At 49.4% G+C, this 17343-nt stretch carries 7 protein-coding genes and 4 pseudogenes; 4 read left to right on the top strand and 7 right to left on the bottom strand.

Annotated elements, in window-relative coordinates; translation table 11 throughout:
* Positions 1-378: 378 nt before the first annotated feature.
* Both DZ54_RS0108470 and DZ54_RS20235 read left to right on the top strand, forming a co-directional pair.
* On the top strand, positions 379-1527 hold the full coding sequence (locus tag DZ54_RS0108470; protein WP_025673754.1) for an efflux RND transporter periplasmic adaptor subunit: 1149 nt from the start codon (positions 379-381) through the stop codon (positions 1525-1527).
* Positions 1520-4650, top strand: a pseudogene (locus tag DZ54_RS20235) (efflux RND transporter permease subunit). Before DZ54_RS0108470 ends, DZ54_RS20235 begins: the two are co-directional and overlap by 8 nt.
* A 13-nt stretch (positions 4651-4663) precedes the next feature.
* Here the strand turns inward: DZ54_RS20235 and mnmL are convergent.
* From mnmL to sohB, 3 genes and pseudogenes are all read right to left on the bottom strand, one after another.
* A pseudogene (mnmL, locus tag DZ54_RS20230) lies at positions 4664-5586 on the bottom strand (tRNA modification radical SAM protein MnmL/YtqA).
* A 135-nt stretch (positions 5587-5721) separates the two neighbouring features.
* Positions 5722-8352, bottom strand: a complete 2631-nt coding sequence (gene topA / locus DZ54_RS0108455; protein ID WP_025673753.1) for a type I DNA topoisomerase — start codon at positions 8350-8352, stop codon at positions 5722-5724.
* A gap of 395 nt (positions 8353-8747) precedes the next feature.
* Positions 8748-9801, bottom strand: a pseudogene (sohB, locus tag DZ54_RS20225) (protease SohB).
* 125 nt (positions 9802-9926) lie between these two features.
* Between sohB and DZ54_RS0108445 the strand changes: the two are divergent.
* A complete protein-coding gene (locus tag DZ54_RS0108445; RefSeq protein ID WP_025673752.1) occupies positions 9927-10670 on the top strand; it encodes a YciK family oxidoreductase in 744 nt (247 codons plus the stop codon).
* Positions 10671-10771: 101 nt separating this feature from the next.
* On the opposite strand, the gene DZ54_RS26735 is transcribed toward DZ54_RS0108445, so the two are convergent.
* The 4 genes and pseudogenes from DZ54_RS26735 to rluB form a co-directional block, all read right to left on the bottom strand.
* Positions 10772-11263, bottom strand: coding sequence for a TonB-dependent receptor domain-containing protein (locus DZ54_RS26735; RefSeq protein ID WP_276202003.1), 492 nt, complete (start codon positions 11261-11263; stop codon positions 10772-10774).
* An 11-nt stretch (positions 11264-11274) separates the two neighbouring features.
* Positions 11275-12768 carry a TonB-dependent siderophore receptor gene (locus DZ54_RS20220; RefSeq protein ID WP_276202001.1) on the bottom strand — a complete coding sequence of 498 codons (1494 nt, stop codon included), beginning with the start codon at positions 12766-12768 and terminating at the stop codon, positions 11275-11277.
* A gap of 137 nt (positions 12769-12905) precedes the next feature.
* Positions 12906-13841, bottom strand: coding sequence for an AraC family transcriptional regulator (locus DZ54_RS0108435; protein WP_025673751.1), 936 nt, complete (start codon positions 13839-13841; stop codon positions 12906-12908).
* A gap of 142 nt (positions 13842-13983) precedes the next feature.
* A pseudogene (gene rluB, locus DZ54_RS0108430) lies at positions 13984-14962 on the bottom strand (23S rRNA pseudouridine(2605) synthase RluB).
* Between the two features lie 335 nt (positions 14963-15297).
* On the opposite strand from rluB, the gene dhaR reads away from it, so the two are divergent.
* Entirely contained in the window at positions 15298-17223 is a 1926-nt protein-coding gene (gene dhaR / locus DZ54_RS0108425) for a dihydroxyacetone kinase operon transcriptional regulator DhaR (protein ID WP_025673749.1), read from the top strand.
* The last annotated feature ends 120 nt before the right edge of the window (positions 17224-17343 follow it).

The following is a 17343-nucleotide window of genomic DNA, read 5'->3' as shown; positions in this document are numbered from 1 at the left end:
TCACGTTAAAATCGTAAATAACCGCTATTCTTTATTTTTTTTGTGGAAATTAACAGCTTTAAAGCTATGTCTAAAACTTATTTTTTCACAACAAATCCCGATAAATTACGTAAAAAACGTAAAATAAGATGGAAAAAAACGAATAGTGTTATTAATTAATGAAAAAAAATAACGGATTTTAGTGTTACATGGAAAAACGTAGAMGATCAGTACGGCTCACTTATTCGTAAAGCGTCACGAGCACCAAAAATGACAAAAATCAAAAGTTCCATTGACGTGTCATCCAATCGGTGTCGTTGCATGATAAATTAGTTAATAGGTCTGTGATCGGTATCAACGACCACAACATGCATAGCGCTTAGAAAGGACTCATCATTAATGAAAGGACTACGCTGGATTCTTCCCCTTGTCATACTTGGGCTAGGCTACCTTGGCTATACCGCCATTGCGGCAACAGAGTCAGACACACAGGTCGATAATCCCGCCCCTCTCCCGCCAATCGTCGAGACGCAGTTCATCGCGCCCACTCAGCATCAAGTGGTCATTACGGGTCATGGTGAATTAATGCCGCTAGAAACCACGCAAATCGCCGCGCAAGTTTCGGGGGAAGTGATAGCTTGGCATCCGAGTTTTGTCACCGGTGGCATTGTGAAACGTGGGGAAGTGCTCTTCTCTATCGATGCGGAGAATTATCAGGCCGAGGTGCTCAGTGCAGAGGCCGATCTCGCAAGCGCACAAGCCGCTCTCATTGAAGAACAAGCGCAAGCCGCGGTGGCAAAGCGCCAAGCAAAAAGCTTGCCTCCGACACAGGTCACCGATCTCTATTTACGCAAACCACAACTATTAACGGCCAAGGCGCGGGTGAAGTCCGCCCAAGCGGCATTAAAACGCGCTCAACGCGATCTCGATAACTGTCAAGTCACCGCCCCCTATGACGCCCTGGTGGTCTCACGCGATATCGGTGTGGGTCAATATATCAGCGCAGGCACAACTGTGGGTACGATCAACAATGTCGAAGTGGCGGAAGTCCACGTCCCTGTGGCGGGGTTTGACAGTGCATTTCTCCCCGAACAACTAGAAGGGATTCCGGCCTCGCTGACACGAAATGGTACATCGCCGATTCATCGCGAAGGCACCGTGGTGCGTGATTTAGGCGTTGTAGAACAAAGTACACGGATGATGCGTGTGGTCGTGCGTCTTGATGATCCCTACGGCATCACTTCGCCTCAGCCAACCCTGCCCTTCGGCAGTTATGTTGAGGTTACCTTTAACGGCATCACGTTAAACGCGGTATTCAAGCTACCTCAAGCCTTGGCAAACAATCGACAAGTTTGGGTGGTCGACGGCAACGGTCAGCTTTCACCTCGCGCCTTGAACATCGTTCGTGCCGAAGGGCAATACCTTTATGCGGACCAAGGGCTAAGTGCCAATGACCAGATTGTGACAACGCCCCCCGAGTTTCCTGAAGCGGGAATGACGGTACGCGTGGCCTCACCAGTTACGCAGGAGAGCGACGATAATGAATGAAGTCCCTACGCCACCTCGTGGTCTCATTGCGTATTTTGCACACAACCCTGTCGCCGCGAACCTGATCATGATTTTTGTGTTGATCATGGGGATCGCGAGCTACTTCTTTATTCAACGTCAGATGTTTCCCAACATCGAAATCAACTATATCCATATCACTGCGGACTACCCAGGCGCCTCGCCACAAGAGGTCGAAGAGAGTATCTTGGTGAAAGTGGAAGAAGCTATCAAAGATGTGACCGGCATTGAGTCTGTGGTATCGACAGCACGCCGAGGCTTTGGCCGTGTCGAAATCGAAGTGGATGTTGGCGAAGACCTCAATATAGTGCTGGATAGGGTGAATCAGAAAGTTGATGCCCTATCTAACTTGCCAGCGTCAATGGAGCCGCTCAATGTATCGCAAGTTGAGTTCCGCCAAACCGTAATACGCATGGCGGTGGTAGGCGACAAGCCACTGACCGAGCTAAAACCCGTCGCACAAGATATCGAAGACGAATTACTGCAACTTGACGATGTGACCTTGGTCGCGCTCAGTGCACCCAACTACGAAATCGCCATTGAAGTTCCACCGCGACAATTAAGAAAATACGACCTCACCCTGGGTCAAGTCAGTGATGCCATTGCCCGCTATTCAGCTAACTTTTCTGCCGGTGAAGTGCGCACCGATAGCGGTATGATCGCCATCCGAGTGGAAAACCAACGCTATCGTGGCGACGAATTTCGGCAGATCCCGATTAAAATTGGCCCAAATGGTAGCCGACTGCTGCTGCAAGACATCGCCACTATTAAAGATGGATTCACTGAAGGCGAACGTTACTTTAAATATTCGGGACAAAACGCCATTTTTCTCTCGGTAAACGCTACAGCCTCACAGAATATGGTGACTGTTGCCTCCGCAGTCAAAGATTACATCCAGACGAAAAACAACACGCTCCCAGCCGGCCTGGCACTAAAGTCTGTGGTCGATATGACCCACTACTTAAACGCGCGCTTGGATATGATGCTCAAAAACTTGCTACAAGGGGCGGTGCTCGTCGCGTTGTTACTCACCCTCTTTTTACGCTTTAAGCTGGCAATGTGGGTACTCGTTGGGCTGCCAGTTTGTTTTCTTGGTGCCGTCATGCTGATGCCAGTGATAGGGGTCAGTATTAATATTGTGTCGTTATTTGCCTTTATTATGGTGCTGGGGATCGTCGTCGATGATGCGATTGTGATCGGGGAGAGTGTCTATACCGAAATCGAGCATAAAGGGGGTGGCGTCAATAACGTGGTTGCCGGCGCTCAACGGGTTGCCACACCTGCAACATTTGGAGTGTTGACCACCATCGCGGTATTTGCCCCTTTCCTGATGTCTAGCGGACCAGAGCGGGCTTTTTTCTTCGGGATCGCTGCGATTGTCATCTTGTGCCTGGTATTTAGCTTGATTGAATCCAAGCTCATCTTGCCGGCACACTTAGCACACACCCATTTCTCTACCCCTAAACCAGATAGCTTACGCCAACGTTTTAACCGCCGTTTTCAACAATTCATTCACGGCCCTTATCGACGCGTAGTCACCCGAGCCACGCATTGGCGTTGGTCTGTACTCAGCGTATTTATTGCCCTATTAGCAATCAGTATTGCTTTGGTGGTGGCCAGCCACGTGCGCATGGTACCGACACCGAAAGTGCCCCATGACTTCCCCAATATTCGTCTAGAAATGAATAACAACGCGTCGAGCGAACAAACTATCGCTGCACTAAAAGCTATCGAGCGTATGGTCTACGACGTTGATAACAACACCCAAGCGGAAACCGGCCAAGCCATGATCAAAGAGACTCTGGTGTTTAATGAGGGGCGAACCGCTGGGCAGCTGGTGATCCCCTTGGTGGATGACGCCGTTCGTCCCTTTACCACCTTTGAACTTTCTCGGCGCTGGCGCGCCGCCATGCCTGATATTCCAGGGGGCAAAAAGCTTACCATTCAAGACGATGTCAACGGTGGAGAACAAGGCGATGAATTTGGTTATCTGTTATTCAGCCCCGACATTGATACTCTTAATGCCGCTGGGCGCGCGCTGATGTCGCGTCTCAATCAGCAGCCAGGGCTTTTCGATATCTCCTCTTCGATGGATTCAGGTAGCCAGGAAATCCTGATTTCTCTGACCCCTGTGGCACATGATCTGGGCCTGGATCTGACGACCATTGCACAACAAGTGGTGGCAGTTTTTATGGCGGTGAAGCACAGCGATTGATTCGAGACGGTGAAGAAATCAAAGTGATGGTGCGGTATCCAAAGCGCACGCGTGAAACGTTTTCATCACTACGTTATGCCGTGATCACCACACCAACGGGGCAACAGGTCATGCTGGGTGATGTGGTCAACTTTGAGCAACAACCTGGGATCAGTAGCCTTCGCCGTGAAGCGGGATTTCGCACTGTCTACGTCTATGGCGCCATTGATGAAGAGCAAGTAGAGCCCAATCAAGTGGTTGAAACGATTCGACAATCCGTTATTCCTGCTGTCCTTGCTGACTACCCCGACGTAAGCAGCGAACTCAGTGGTTCCATTGAGGAACAGCGTGCGCAACAAGATGAGCAACTGCTATTCTTCATGGCCGGAATGATCGTGGTTTATGCATTACTTGCCGTACCATTAAAAAGCTACACCCAGCCATTGATTATTATGTCGGTGATCCCGTTTAGTCTCACCGGCGCCATCTGGGGGCATTATTGGTTTGATATCGACTTGAGCTTAATGTCGACCTTCGGTCTCATTGCGGCGGCGGGCGTGGTGGTCAACGATTCTCTGGTAATGACCGACTATATCAATCGGGCTCGAAAAGCAGGCGTCGCGGTGAAACAAGCCGTGATTGACGCCGGCTGCGCACGTTTCCGTGCCATCACCCTCACCTCAATCACGACCTTTGCCGGGGTACTGCCGATCATGTTTGAAACTAGCTTGCAAGCACGGTTTGTGATCCCCATGGCGGTGGCGTTAGGCTTTGCCGTGATGTTCGCCACCTTGCTTACACTGATCCTGGTCCCTTGCTTATACCTGATATTGCAAGATATTGGCAGCGTGTTTCAACGACTGACGCAACGCGCCTTACACACGGCATCAAGGGTCAGACCCGCTAGATAAAAGATGATACCGGCTAACGCCCCACAAAGGGGTGGCCCAATGCTGCCCCTTGCGCGCCTGTTTGTGTGAGTGTCTCGGCGATCGCGGTCATCGCAAGCCAGCGATTTTCACACCAAGCAGGCGCCAACAATGTGGGCGGACGGGCATTTGCCGACACCCGGTGGTAAATCACCTCTGGGGGCGTTCGCTGAATCATCATCGAGCACTGGCAACATAATCGTCAAACGAAATTTCCCGTTGCCGCCCAGCTCGCCAGGCCTTGGCCATGGTGCTCCCTTCAACAATATGCAGCGGATGCAATTTGATTCCATCGGTGCCCGTATTGACCACAGTATCAATCGTCTGTTGATGGGCCGTGATCTTTTCACCTGGCAGGCCGACAATTAAATGGGTACAGACTTTGATGCCCAAGGCACGGGCCTTTGTGGCGACCTGTTGGTATACCGCGACGTTGTGACCACGATTAATCCATTTGAGGGTTTTATCATGGCCGGTTTGCAAGCCAAGCTCTAACCACACCTCAAAGCCTTGTTGGTAATAATCTGCGAGCAAATCGAGCACGGCATTCGGCACGCAATCAGGACGTGTTCCCACACATAATCCCACCATGTGCTCTTGGGCCAGAGCTTGCTCGTACAGTACTTCCAAACGCGCGACTTCATCATAGGTGCTGGTATAAGCCTGAAAATAGGCTAAGAAACGGTGGGCGCGATCCACTTCTTTTGCGCGCTGACTGAGTTGTTGACTGACCGATGCATGTTGCGCTGTTTCATCCGCAAACGAGGCAACATTACAAAACGTGCAGCCGCCCCGTCCTAACGTGCCATCGCGGTTTGGGCAACTAAAACCACCGTGTAACGTCAGTTTATGCACCCGTTCGCCATAGCGATGCTTGAGATCTTGACCTAGTGTGTTAACTAACTGGTGCAGCTCCATGGTGCCTCGTGGCTCAATACAAAGTCGCATCTTAGCAGCACAAACACGAGTCGCTTTGGTAGAGATCAAACGTCGGCATCACGCCCGCTAAAAAACGACGAAAAAAAACCCGCCATGATGGCGGGTTTAATCAACTTAGGCTTTTGCCTTTTTCTTACGCTTATCAGTCACTTCCCACTGACCATCGACAAAGAAGGCTGACCAGCCAGATGGCTTGCCCTCTTCTTCACTTCGCACGTAATTTTCTTTAGTTTTACGTGCAAAACGAATCACGGTAGGTCGTCCGTCAGGATCTTGCTGTGGCGCATCGGCGAGATAATGAAACTTCTCCGAAATACGATCTTTAAAGCGATGCAATTCTTCCACCAATGGTGCACGTGTTTCGCGTGATTTGGGGAAGTTACTTGCCGCCATAAACAAGCCTGACGCGCCATCTCTCAGCACAAAATAGGCGTCCGAGTTTTCACAAGGCAGCTCAGGGAAATGCACGGGATCTTCTTTAGGCGGTGCAATATCACCGTTTTTCAAAATCTTGCGTGTGTTCTTACATTCCTCATTGGTGCAACCCATGTATTTACCGAAACGACCATTTTTCAGCACCATATCGTTACCACATTTGTCGCATTCAACCACCGGACCGTCATAGCCTTTCGGTTTAAACTCACCTTTCTCGACGACATAGCCTTCACAGGTTGGGTTATTACCACAAACGTGAAGCTTACGATGTTGGTCAATCAGGTAGGAATCCATGGCCGTTTCGCAAATCGGACAGCGCTTCATGGCGCGAAGATCAGCGGTTTCAACATCCTCTTCAAGAACGTTAATAATGCCGTCTTCATCCATCAAATTGATGGTGGTTTTGCAGCGCTCTTTTGGCGGCAAGGCATACCCTGAGCAACCCAAAAAGACCCCGGTTGATGCAGTACGAATCCCCATCTTACGGCCACATGTTGGACAATCGATATCCGTGATGACCATATTATTTGGCTTCATACCGCCTTCTTCTTCGTCCTCCTCGGCTTTTTCTAACTCAGCCTTAAAGTCAGCAAAGAAGTTATCGAGTACGCCTTTCCAATCCGCCTGTCCCTCAGCAATCTTATCCAGCGACGCTTCCATGCGGGCGGTGAAGGCATAATCCATCAAGTCTGCAAAGCTCTGGGTCAGACGATCGGTGACGATCTCTCCCATTTTTTCCGCGTAAAAACGACGGTTTTCGACTCGCACATAACCACGGTCTTGAATGGTCGAAATAATCGACGCATAAGTAGATGGACGACCAATACCCGCCTTCTCCAGCTCTTTTACCAAGGCCGCTTCGGTATACCGCGCCGGTGGCTTGGTGAAATGCTGTTTCGGATCGAGCTGGTTCAACGTCAGTGATTGCCCCACTTCCACCGCAGGCAAGATTTGATCTTCGTTTTTACCCGTCGGACGCTGTACGCGCGTCCAACCATCGAAACGTAAAATCCGCCCCTTGGCTTTCAAGGAGAAATCACCGGCCTCTACCGTCAATGTGGTGGAGTCATACTTAGCCGGTACCATTTGACACGCCACGAACTGACGCCATATGAGGTCGTACAGACGGTGCGCGTCAGGATCCATGCCTTGTAAATCGTTGGCAGTCACACTGACATCAGACGGACGGATCGCTTCGTGGGCTTCCTGCGCATTGGCTTTTGCCCCGTAGACGTTTGCCGACTCGGGTAAATACTGATCACCGTATTCGCTGGCAATATGGCCACGTGCAGCGTCAACCGCCTCTTTACTGAGGTTGGTGGAGTCGGTACGCATATAGGTGATGTAACCCGCCTCATAAAGACGCTGCGCTAACATCATGGTTTTCTTCACCCCAAAGCCTAACCGCGTACTGGCGGCCTGCTGAAGTGTTGAGGTGATATAGGGCGCTGACGGCTTACTGGTCGAGGGGCGATCTTCACGATCACGCACTACATAGCTCGCGTTTTCTAACGCCGCAACGGCAGTCATCGCCTCATCGTTGTTTTTCGGCTTAAAGGCTTTACCGTTTTGCTGCGCCACGAGCAACCGAAGCGCCTGCTCGTTCGGGGTGAGCGTATCGGCATGCACATCCCAAAACTCTGCAGGAATAAACGCTTTAATTTGATGCTCGCGTTCGACCAGCAACTTCACTGCGACCGATTGTACGCGACCCGCCGACAAACCACGCGCCACTTTTTTCCAAAGCAGCGGTGACACCATAAAGCCCACCACCCGGTCGAGAAAACGCCTTGCTTGCTGGGCGTTGACGCCATCAATGTTGACGTCTCCCGGCGCTTCAAACGCCTGAGTAATGGCATTTTTGGTGATTTCGTTAAACACCACACGCTTAAAACGTTCGTCATCACCACCAATCAGTTCCCGCAGGTGCCAAGCAATGGCTTCCCCTTCGCGGTCCAAATCCGTTGCGAGATAAACAGTGTCAGCTTGCTCGGCCAGTGATTTGAGTTCGGCAACGACTTTTTCCTTACCAGGCAGCACTTGATATTTCGCCTGCCAACCATTGTAAGGATCGACGCCCATCTTGTTGATGAGCGCCTTCTTATCTTTTTGTTTCTTAATTCGCGCTTTTTCTTCGGCGCTGAGCCCTTTCGTAGACACAGGTGCAGCTTTTTTACCGCCCTGGGTCGCTCCAGTAGGCAGATCACGCACATGCCCGACGCTCGACTTCACAATGAAGTCTTTGCCGAGATATTTGTTGATCGTTTTCGCCTTTGCAGGGGACTCCACGATAACGAGAGATTTGCCCATAATGACCTAATTGACGCCCTTTGCGCTAAAACTGTCGAAAATTCGTTGCGTTACACTCCTACATTGGAATGCCGCTGTCTGTTTTACAATATTGAGCGAGTCTAGCCGAATATCAACTAAATTCGCAGTAAAACACGCTGATTGCTCGTACCTTCCACAATTGTTAACCAGTTGTGATAGTAGTGTATCGGTTATTCGCTATGCCACTTTTCGGCAAAAAGCGCGCTAATCATTACCATTGCCGCCTGTAAAATAGCTATATGGATACGATAATTTTTGGCTTAGCTCACACTATTCTTGATATTTATCCACTCATAGGACGATTTTGCCAAGCCAAAAGCATGCCAGAAAAAACTACAGCAATGCTAATTTCAGGTGCAAGGCCGCATCATCGCTTAAACCAGCGGACGCTGGCCACGGCTAATCCACTTAAGCAACACACGATCGGCCACCTCGGCTGAGGTCCCCGCTAACTTTTCAGCGATATTTTTTCGCTGCTGATACGTCACCGACAAGATTTTACGGTCCTGGTTGGCCGCCTCAAAAAGGTACTCATCGCTGGTACAGACATCATCAATCAAGCCGAGATCTAACGCTTGGTTACCAAACCAGTGTTCACCGGTCGCCACTTCGTCGACATTCAATGATGGACGATGCTCGGTAATAAACCCTTTGAATAAACTGTGCGTTTCTTCCAACTCGGTTTTGAACTTTTCACGCGCTTTGTCGGTGTTCTCACCAAACATAGTCAGGGTCCGCTTAAATTCTCCTGCCGTCAGCTGCTCAAATTCAATGTCGTTTTTCTTAAGTAACTTATTAAAATTAGGCAACTGCGCTATCACGCCAATCGAGCCAATGATCGCGAAAGGCGCTGCAATTACCTTATCGGCCACACATGCCATCATATAGCCACCGCTCGCCGCCACCTTGTCGACCGCAACGGTCAGCGGGACGCCCGCTTTGCGAACGCGTGCCAGCTGAGACGCAGCTAACCCATAGCCATGCACCATGCCGCCGCCACTTTCAAGTTTCACCAAGACTTCATCTTGTTCGGTCGCTAACCGATAAAATGGCAGTCACTTCCTCACGCAACGCCTCAACTTCGCGTGCATCAATACTGCCTTTGAACGTCAGAACAAAAAGTTGTGGATCGCGTTGAGCGGGCTGATCGGTTTGTTTCTTCGCCGCCGCTTTTTGCGCTTTTTCTTCTTTCTTTTTTGCTTTTTTCTCGTCTTTCTCACGTGCTTTTAGCGATGACTCATTGTAAAGATGCTGTTCCAGCGACTGACGATAGGTTTTAAAGCTATCGGTTAAATCGGTAAGTTTAAGGCTCCCCTTTTGCCCACCTTTGTCATTCGCAGCGCGCACAAGTGCCACCAACACGACTGCCGCCATTAAAAAGGTGATCACTTTTGCCAAAAAAAGCCCATAATCCGCGATGAATTCCAATGTTGTATCCTCTTTTTATCTCTGAGTTTGCAATGCCTCAGCCCAGTGCATCACGCACTTGGTTGTCACACATTACCTGCAACCTTACAATAATCTACGTTTAACAATAAATAAGGATTTGTACTGTGGACTATCAAGTAACCTCCGACGCGCTACAAGGGCGTGTGATTTTGATCACTGGCGCTGGCGCTGGCATTGGTCGTCAAGCCGCGCTGAGCTATGCAGAAAAAGGCGCGACGGTAATTTTGCTCGGTCGCACCGTGAAAAAACTTGAAGCTGTGTACGATGAAATTGCTGCCATGGACGCCCCACAGCCTGCCATTATTCCATTAGACATGCTCGGCGCAACCCGCCAGCACTATCTTGATATGGCCGATACCATCGAGCAGCAGTTTGGCCGCTTGGACGGGGTACTCCACAATGCAGGCTTGCTCGGCGTGCTCAGCCCTTTCGATCAAATTGATGAGAAATCGCATGACGATGTAATGCAAGTGAACGTTAAAGCCACCATGCTGATGACGCAAGCCTTGCTGCCGCTGCTGAAAAAGTCTGATGATGCGCGCGTGGTATTTACCACGTCCACCGTGGGTCATCAAGGCCGTGCTTACTGGGGCAGCTATGCGATTTCTAAGTTTGCCACTGAGGGGATCATGCAAGTGCTGGCCGATGAAATGTCAGACACCAAGGTACGAGTGAACGCGATTAATCCAGGTGGCACGCGTACTGGTATGCGCGCCAGCGCCTTCCCAGGCGAAGATCCAGACACATTAAAAACCCCACTCGATATTATTCCACTCTACGTGTACCTAATGGCACCGGAAGGTGTTGAGGTGCATGGACAGTGCATTGACGCGCAGCCAAAAAGGTAAATAAAAACGCCCCCAGGTCGGGGGCGTCATTTTTAGCAAAAGCGGTTAGAAATCAAAGGCAATTTGGGCTTTTATATTACGCTCATCGCCATACCAACAGTTCAGTTCGTCATAGCAACCGTACGTGGCTTTATCGAACAAGTTCGTTGCAGATAGCGACAATTTTGCCCTGATAGCGACGCATCCATCTGAGATAAATCATAGTTCAGTGCGGTGTCAAACACGGTGTAATCAGGCACCGTAAAGGTATTGTTCGCGTTACCCTGTGACTCCCCGACATATCGCGCCCCCACGCTCACTTCTAATCCGGTGGTTAACTGGTGGTTAACCCAAGCACTGGCCGTTTGCTCGGGCACCCAAACCGGTGTCTTGCCTTCAAGATTAGGATCATCAGTGATCTCCATATCAATGTAACCATAGGTTAAGGCCACATCGGTATCTAGGCTCAGCGCATGATTCAGTTCGACTTCTATACCACGAGAGCGGATTTCACCCGTTTGAATTTTGGCATAAGAATCATTGGGGTCGTTGACCAAGGCATCCTGTTTAGTCAGCTCAAATAACGCCAAGTTGAGTCCTGTCGTGCCATCCAATGTTAAATACTTCAGACCCGCTTCCCACTGTTCCCCCTTCGATGGTCAAATACATTACCTCGATTATCCATGTCTGTCGGCTCAAAGCTCTCGGAGTAACTGAGATAAGGGGAGAGGCCGTTATCAAATTGGTACATGGCACCGGCGCGGAACGCCAAATTGTAGTGACGAATGTTTTTCTCAGAGGAGCTCGGTGACCCGGCATATAACGTCTGCTGATCGTCTTTCAGCTCATATTCATCGTAACGCGCGCCAGCCAACCACACCCATTGGTTCCAAAGGATCTGGTCTTGGGCGTAGATCCCGGTCTGCGTGACCTCAATGTCATGCTGATCTTGATAAATGAAGTTAAGTGAACTCGGGTCGACTTGATGATTATTGGGATCAAAGATATCAATATCTGGCACTAAGCCGGCAACGATCGTGTCATCGTAACCCACGTCCGAGGACATATTCTGATAATCAACTCCTAGCAAGGTGTAGTGGTCTGCCGCACCCCAGCGCAAATCGCCAGAAAGCTGGGTATCAACCACCCAGGATTCTATCGTTTCATCCGTCAGGTATGCATTGCGGGGATAATGCCTCCCATCACTACTTTTTTGGTGGTACATGTTCTTTTGTAGCAAATCCGCATCGGTATAGCGCGCGGTATGTAATAACGACCAGTTAGATGACAGCTGATGCTGAACCTTATACCCGAGCATCAAAAACTCACGATCATAAGTATTCCAGTTGTTGTCACCGGAAAAACTGTCACTGGAAAGACGGCCTTGGTCACTGTGCAATACCGAGCCTTTTGCGGGCAATGAGGTATAGATACCCGCGGCCGGATCGGCTTGGTAATACAGATTAAAATTCACCAGTGTATCTGGCGAGATACGCCAATCTAGCGAAGGGGCCACCACATAGCGCTCTTCTTCTGAATCCCCTGCTTGCCCATCTTTTTGCCGAGCCAAGGCGACCATGCGGTATGCCAATGGCGTATCAGAAATTGCACCAGTACTATCAACAGACACCTCTCGTAAGGCGTCCGTATCGGTGCTTACGGTGACACGGTGGGCGGCGTCACGCTGGGGCGTTTTAGCTATCATATTCACCATACCACCCGGCGGAATATTGCCGTATAGCACAGACGTTGGGCCTTTAAACACTTCCACTTGTTCGATCGCAATCGGATCGATTTGCGGCTGCAAATTCCAGGTGTTGTAAGGCACCGCAAGGCCATCAAAAAAGTTTTGATAGTTGATAAAACCACGAATGTTAAACAAATCGAGACGGGTTACAGCGCCACCCCGCAACTCAGTATTCACACCCGGCGTATAGCGCACCGCTTCGCTTAATGAGCTGACTTGGCGCTGATCCAGGGTTTTGCGATTAATCACGGTGACCGCTTGCGGCGTTTCGTCTGGCGCTAATACTGTTTTGGTCGCGGTATTTCGGTAGGTATCACCTAAGACTTGTATGGTTTCCATGTTGGCTTGTTGGGGAGCAGCATAAGCTGACATGGTTACTAGGCTGCTAATCACAGCCAAAGACAATGGCGACAATCGCCAAATAGCCTGTCGAGGGCACGTAAAACCTGTGTGCATCATGATTTCCTTTAATAACGACCTGATAGATGTAAAACGGAATCATTCGTATTTTATGGATACAGACAGGAAATACTGTTCATTTTGGTGCACGATGCACGGGACGCGGGATCAAGTGGCACCCAATATGTCATTACCGCGTTATTCGAGTGGGGCTGGTAACCACTGGGATAGACTTCGAGCTCTACACCATCGGTGCATTGATAACCAGAGTCGGGTAGCCAAGAATAAATAAACGCCTGCAATGTGTCAGGGAGCCCGCACACAGGACCTGTGTGTGTGATAACGGCGTAGGTTGTTTCTGGAATGGTCCAGCTTGTGGTGTCGTGTCGAAAGCCTCCTGGTGCCTGTTGTCCCGCAAGGTATGGCAAGGGAGATTGCAGTGTATCAGCACTGGCCACATCAATGGCGCCAATACTTGGCTGGTTTAGATCAACCACGCCGCGCATATAGGCTTGCTGCCAAAGCGCTGGCACAACATCATTAAAGTTAGGCTCTGGCGCAAATAATCCCAGTATCGGCGCAACGTCTCCCACGAGTGTGGTTTGAGGCCGCGTTTGGATATGCACAGATAACCATAGGGGTTGCGGTGTGGTTAAGGCGGTAATTTGTAACGGTGTACGAATACCATCCATAATGCCTCGTCGGCGATACTCTCGAGGCGTCATACTATATTGCTGTCGAAATGCGCGGGAAAAGCTTGCCTCAGAGGTAAACCCACAGGACAAGGCGATATCAATGATACGACGTTTGTCAGTGAGTAACTGCTGAGCGGCATCACTCAATTTAAGCTCACGCACGTAATGCGCAACACTCATCCCTGTTTGCTCAGAAAATACGCGCTGCAATTGCCAACGAGACCAGCAACTTTTCGCCGCGAGTTCACTGACCAATAGTGGCTGATCTAAATGCGTGTGGATGTACGCCAGCACGCGTTCAATCCGATTCAAACGGGTAGAGGCTTGATAAGATTCCGCAACGATCGTCATGATGTCCGTATATCGATAATTCTATAAATTAGGCTGACAATAACACAAATAATAATCGTTATCATACAACCTTTCTGTTCTATCCTTAATAAAAAACCCAGCACAAGGCCGGGTTTATCAATCATTCACGATGACACCATGGTTATTTACGCGTACGCGGTTTTCCTTTACCACGTGGCGCACCTGGGCGCTGATTACCCTTTTTCGGGCCACTTCCCTTTCGGACCAGCAGCAGGTGCGTTCCCTCGACGGGCTTGGCGAGCTTTCTTTGGCTTATCGTTCGAATCGATGCGCTCTTCATAGCGGCGCACTGCACGACGAATTTTCTGACGCGATTTTTTGCGCTTTTGGTCTTCTGGCGTGATCACTGTTTGCGATTCAGGCTGCATTTCCACCATTTCACGCAAATAGTTAACTTCTTTGAGTTCCATCTCACGCCAACCACCACGTGGCAGGTCTTTCTCAAGATAAATGTCACCGTAACGCACTCGCTTCAGGCGGCTTACAGTGACACCTTGAGTTTCCCAAAGACGACGTACTTCACGGTTACGCCCTTCGGTGATCACGACATAGAAGGTGTGGTTCATCCCTTCGCCGCCTGCGTAGACCACGTCCTCAAAACGGGCGACACCGTCTTCAAGTTCTACACCGGCAACCAGTTTACGCACCATGTCTTCATTGACTTCACCAAAAACGCGCACCATATATTCACGCTGTACTTGGCGGCTCGGATGCATTAAGCGATTTGCCAGTTCACCGTCAGTGGTAAACAGCATGAGACCGGACGTATTTGCGTCCAAGCGGCCAACCGCGACCCAGCGGGCATCTTTAAGCTTTGGCAACCGGTCAAACACGGTACGACGACCTTCTGGGTCACTACGCGTACACAGTTCGCCCTCTGGCTTGTTGTAAGCCAGCACACGACATACTGACTCAGAAGGCGCATTAAGCGGCACTGCATGGCCATCGACACGCACTAGCGCACTCGGATCGTCAAGACGGTCGCCCAGCTTGGCCACCACACCATTGACACTCACTCGGCCGGCTTGGATGTAACTTTCCATCTCGCGGCGTGACCCCGTGCCAGCACGCGCTAGCACCTTCTGTAATTTTTCGCTCATGTTTGTCTTACCTTACTGTCGCCTTCACAGGCGTCAAAAACGGAATAACTCTACGTTATGGCTAGTTATGATACGCCCCTGTTAAAACTTGTTGAAACCTCTTCAACAAAATAAAGTGCGGCGCTATAACAGGGGCATAATGATACACGACAGCGTCACGCACGCATAGAAAAATACGCCCTGTTCACAGAGTGAAATGGTCAGTTTTTACACATCTTTTATCTCGCTCATTTTCGCCTTTCTGTGCTGGGGCGTGRAAGTTCATCWCKACAGCTGTTGAGCTAAAGGACCTGTAACATCGCGTCAGTCTATAACTTGTGCTAGAGCGGTATAGCATGCTTTCGATCGAAAACAATAAAACCAAATGGGACTTTTTCCAAAAACACCACTGGGTGTCTCATGAATTCTCACGTACACCCGTACTCAAGTCTTGGGAGCGCTGTATAAAGCAATGTAATCCCTACACTTGGTCAAAACCACACATTGCGTCTGGCTTTACCTTATCGTCTTTGATGAAACGCAACGAACATCTGATCGAATGTGCCACCACCGTGCTTGAAGATACTTACGATATGCTAGGCGAAGAGAATTTGCTATTGATTGTGACGGACAACAATGGCTGCATTCTTTCTCTCGTTGGGCATGACGCAATAAAGCAGCAGATGAACGAGCTTGGTATCAAACAAGGTTGCTTTCTTTCTGAAGGAAAAATTGGCACCAACGCAGTCAATCTCTGTATCAACACCCATATGCCTTGTGAAGTCTTTGCCGCTGAACATTTCAACCGTCACCTACATCCTTATGCCTCTGTCGCCGCGCCTGTTTTCGATCAATTTGGCAAGTTACGTGGGACAACGTGTTTGATCAAAAACGCAGAATGCTACCAGAAAGAGAGCCTAGTCATCATCGCGTCAAGTGCGAGAGAAATCAGTTTGCAGATACATCTTCATGCTGAACAAGAGAATATTAACCGTCTGTCCTGCGCGCACAACGCCACACTAGAATGCATGGATGATGGTCTCCTGGCGTGGGATGAAGACAACCACATCACAATGGTCAACCATCAATCTGAGCGGTTACTGAATATTGAGGCAAGCGATGTCTTAGAGAAAGATGTATTCTGTGTTTTTCGTTTCCCTCCTAATGTCCTCAACAGTATTGAGTCTGGCACAACGATTAAGCGTAAACTGACCACAATAGAAGTCAGCGGCGAGTTCGTCGAAGCCATTATCACGCTGCGTGCGCTCAATGACGGTACCCACTTACTGTTCTTGCACCCCATCGATAAAATTCGCGAGCTAGCTCAACAGCAAATCGGAGGCAGTGCACGATATACATTCAATACGTTGCCTGTTATTTCACGCAAGATGAAACACGTGATAACCATGGCCAAACGGGCGATAAAATCGAATTCACCTATATTTATTACCGGTGAGGAAGGTGTAGGAAAGGCGACGTTAGCCATGGCGATTCATAATGAAAGCAGCTATAAAGATGGGCCATTTATTACGCTCAACTGCCGCTCGATCAATACGGAACAACTGGTGAAAGAGACCCTGGGCTATGATGAAGGACAAGGCATGCCTTCTAAGTTTGAGTTAGCTCACGGTGGAACTCTGTTTTTAGAAAAAGTGGAATACCTATCGCCAGACCTACAAGCCGTATTGCTAAAGTTATTAAAGACAGGTCTGGTAAGCCGTAGCGACAGCTTGCGATTGATCCCAGTAGACTTTCAACTCATTACCAGCACGACCGCAGAAATCAGCGAATATGTTACACAGCGCTCATTTGGTCGCCAACTTTACTATGAGTTATCCTCAAACGAACTCCCTATTTTGCCACTAAGAAAGCGCAGAGAAGATATCGAACATCTTGTCCAACAGCTTATTAGCCATTATGAGCGTCGCCACAATGTGACTCTCTCGATAGAACAAATGGCATTAGAAGCGTTAATGAATTTTCGTTGGCCAGGGAATAACTCGGAGTTAAGAAACCGAATTGAGCGCATCTTGCTTAATCGAGGTTCAAACTTGATCAAACTGAGTGATATTCCCGAGGACATAAAATTGAACGCCCACCATCGTACAGACAACATACCCGTCCTTACCCTGGAAGAGGCCGAGAAAAGAGCCATTGTTCAGGCTTGGAATCAATATCATGGGAAAATGAACGAGATGGCCAAAGCACTGCAAATTGGGCGAACGACACTGTGGCGAAAAATCAAAAAATTTGGGTTACATGAACAAATGGAGTGGCACTAGGGCGTGTTGATCTTTCGTGATTGTTTTTTGAACGGCATGATAAGGCGTTATAATCTCTTTCGCCAAAAACAAACTGTAACGCCATACCATGCCGAGACTCATGCTAACTGATAAGCGGTG

The organism is Salinivibrio socompensis S35, assembly GCF_000513715.1.
Classification (GTDB): Bacteria; Pseudomonadota; Gammaproteobacteria; order Enterobacterales; family Vibrionaceae; genus Salinivibrio; species Salinivibrio socompensis.
The sequence above is the reverse complement of the archived record's forward strand: the minus strand, read 5'-3'. Positions and strand labels throughout refer to the sequence as shown.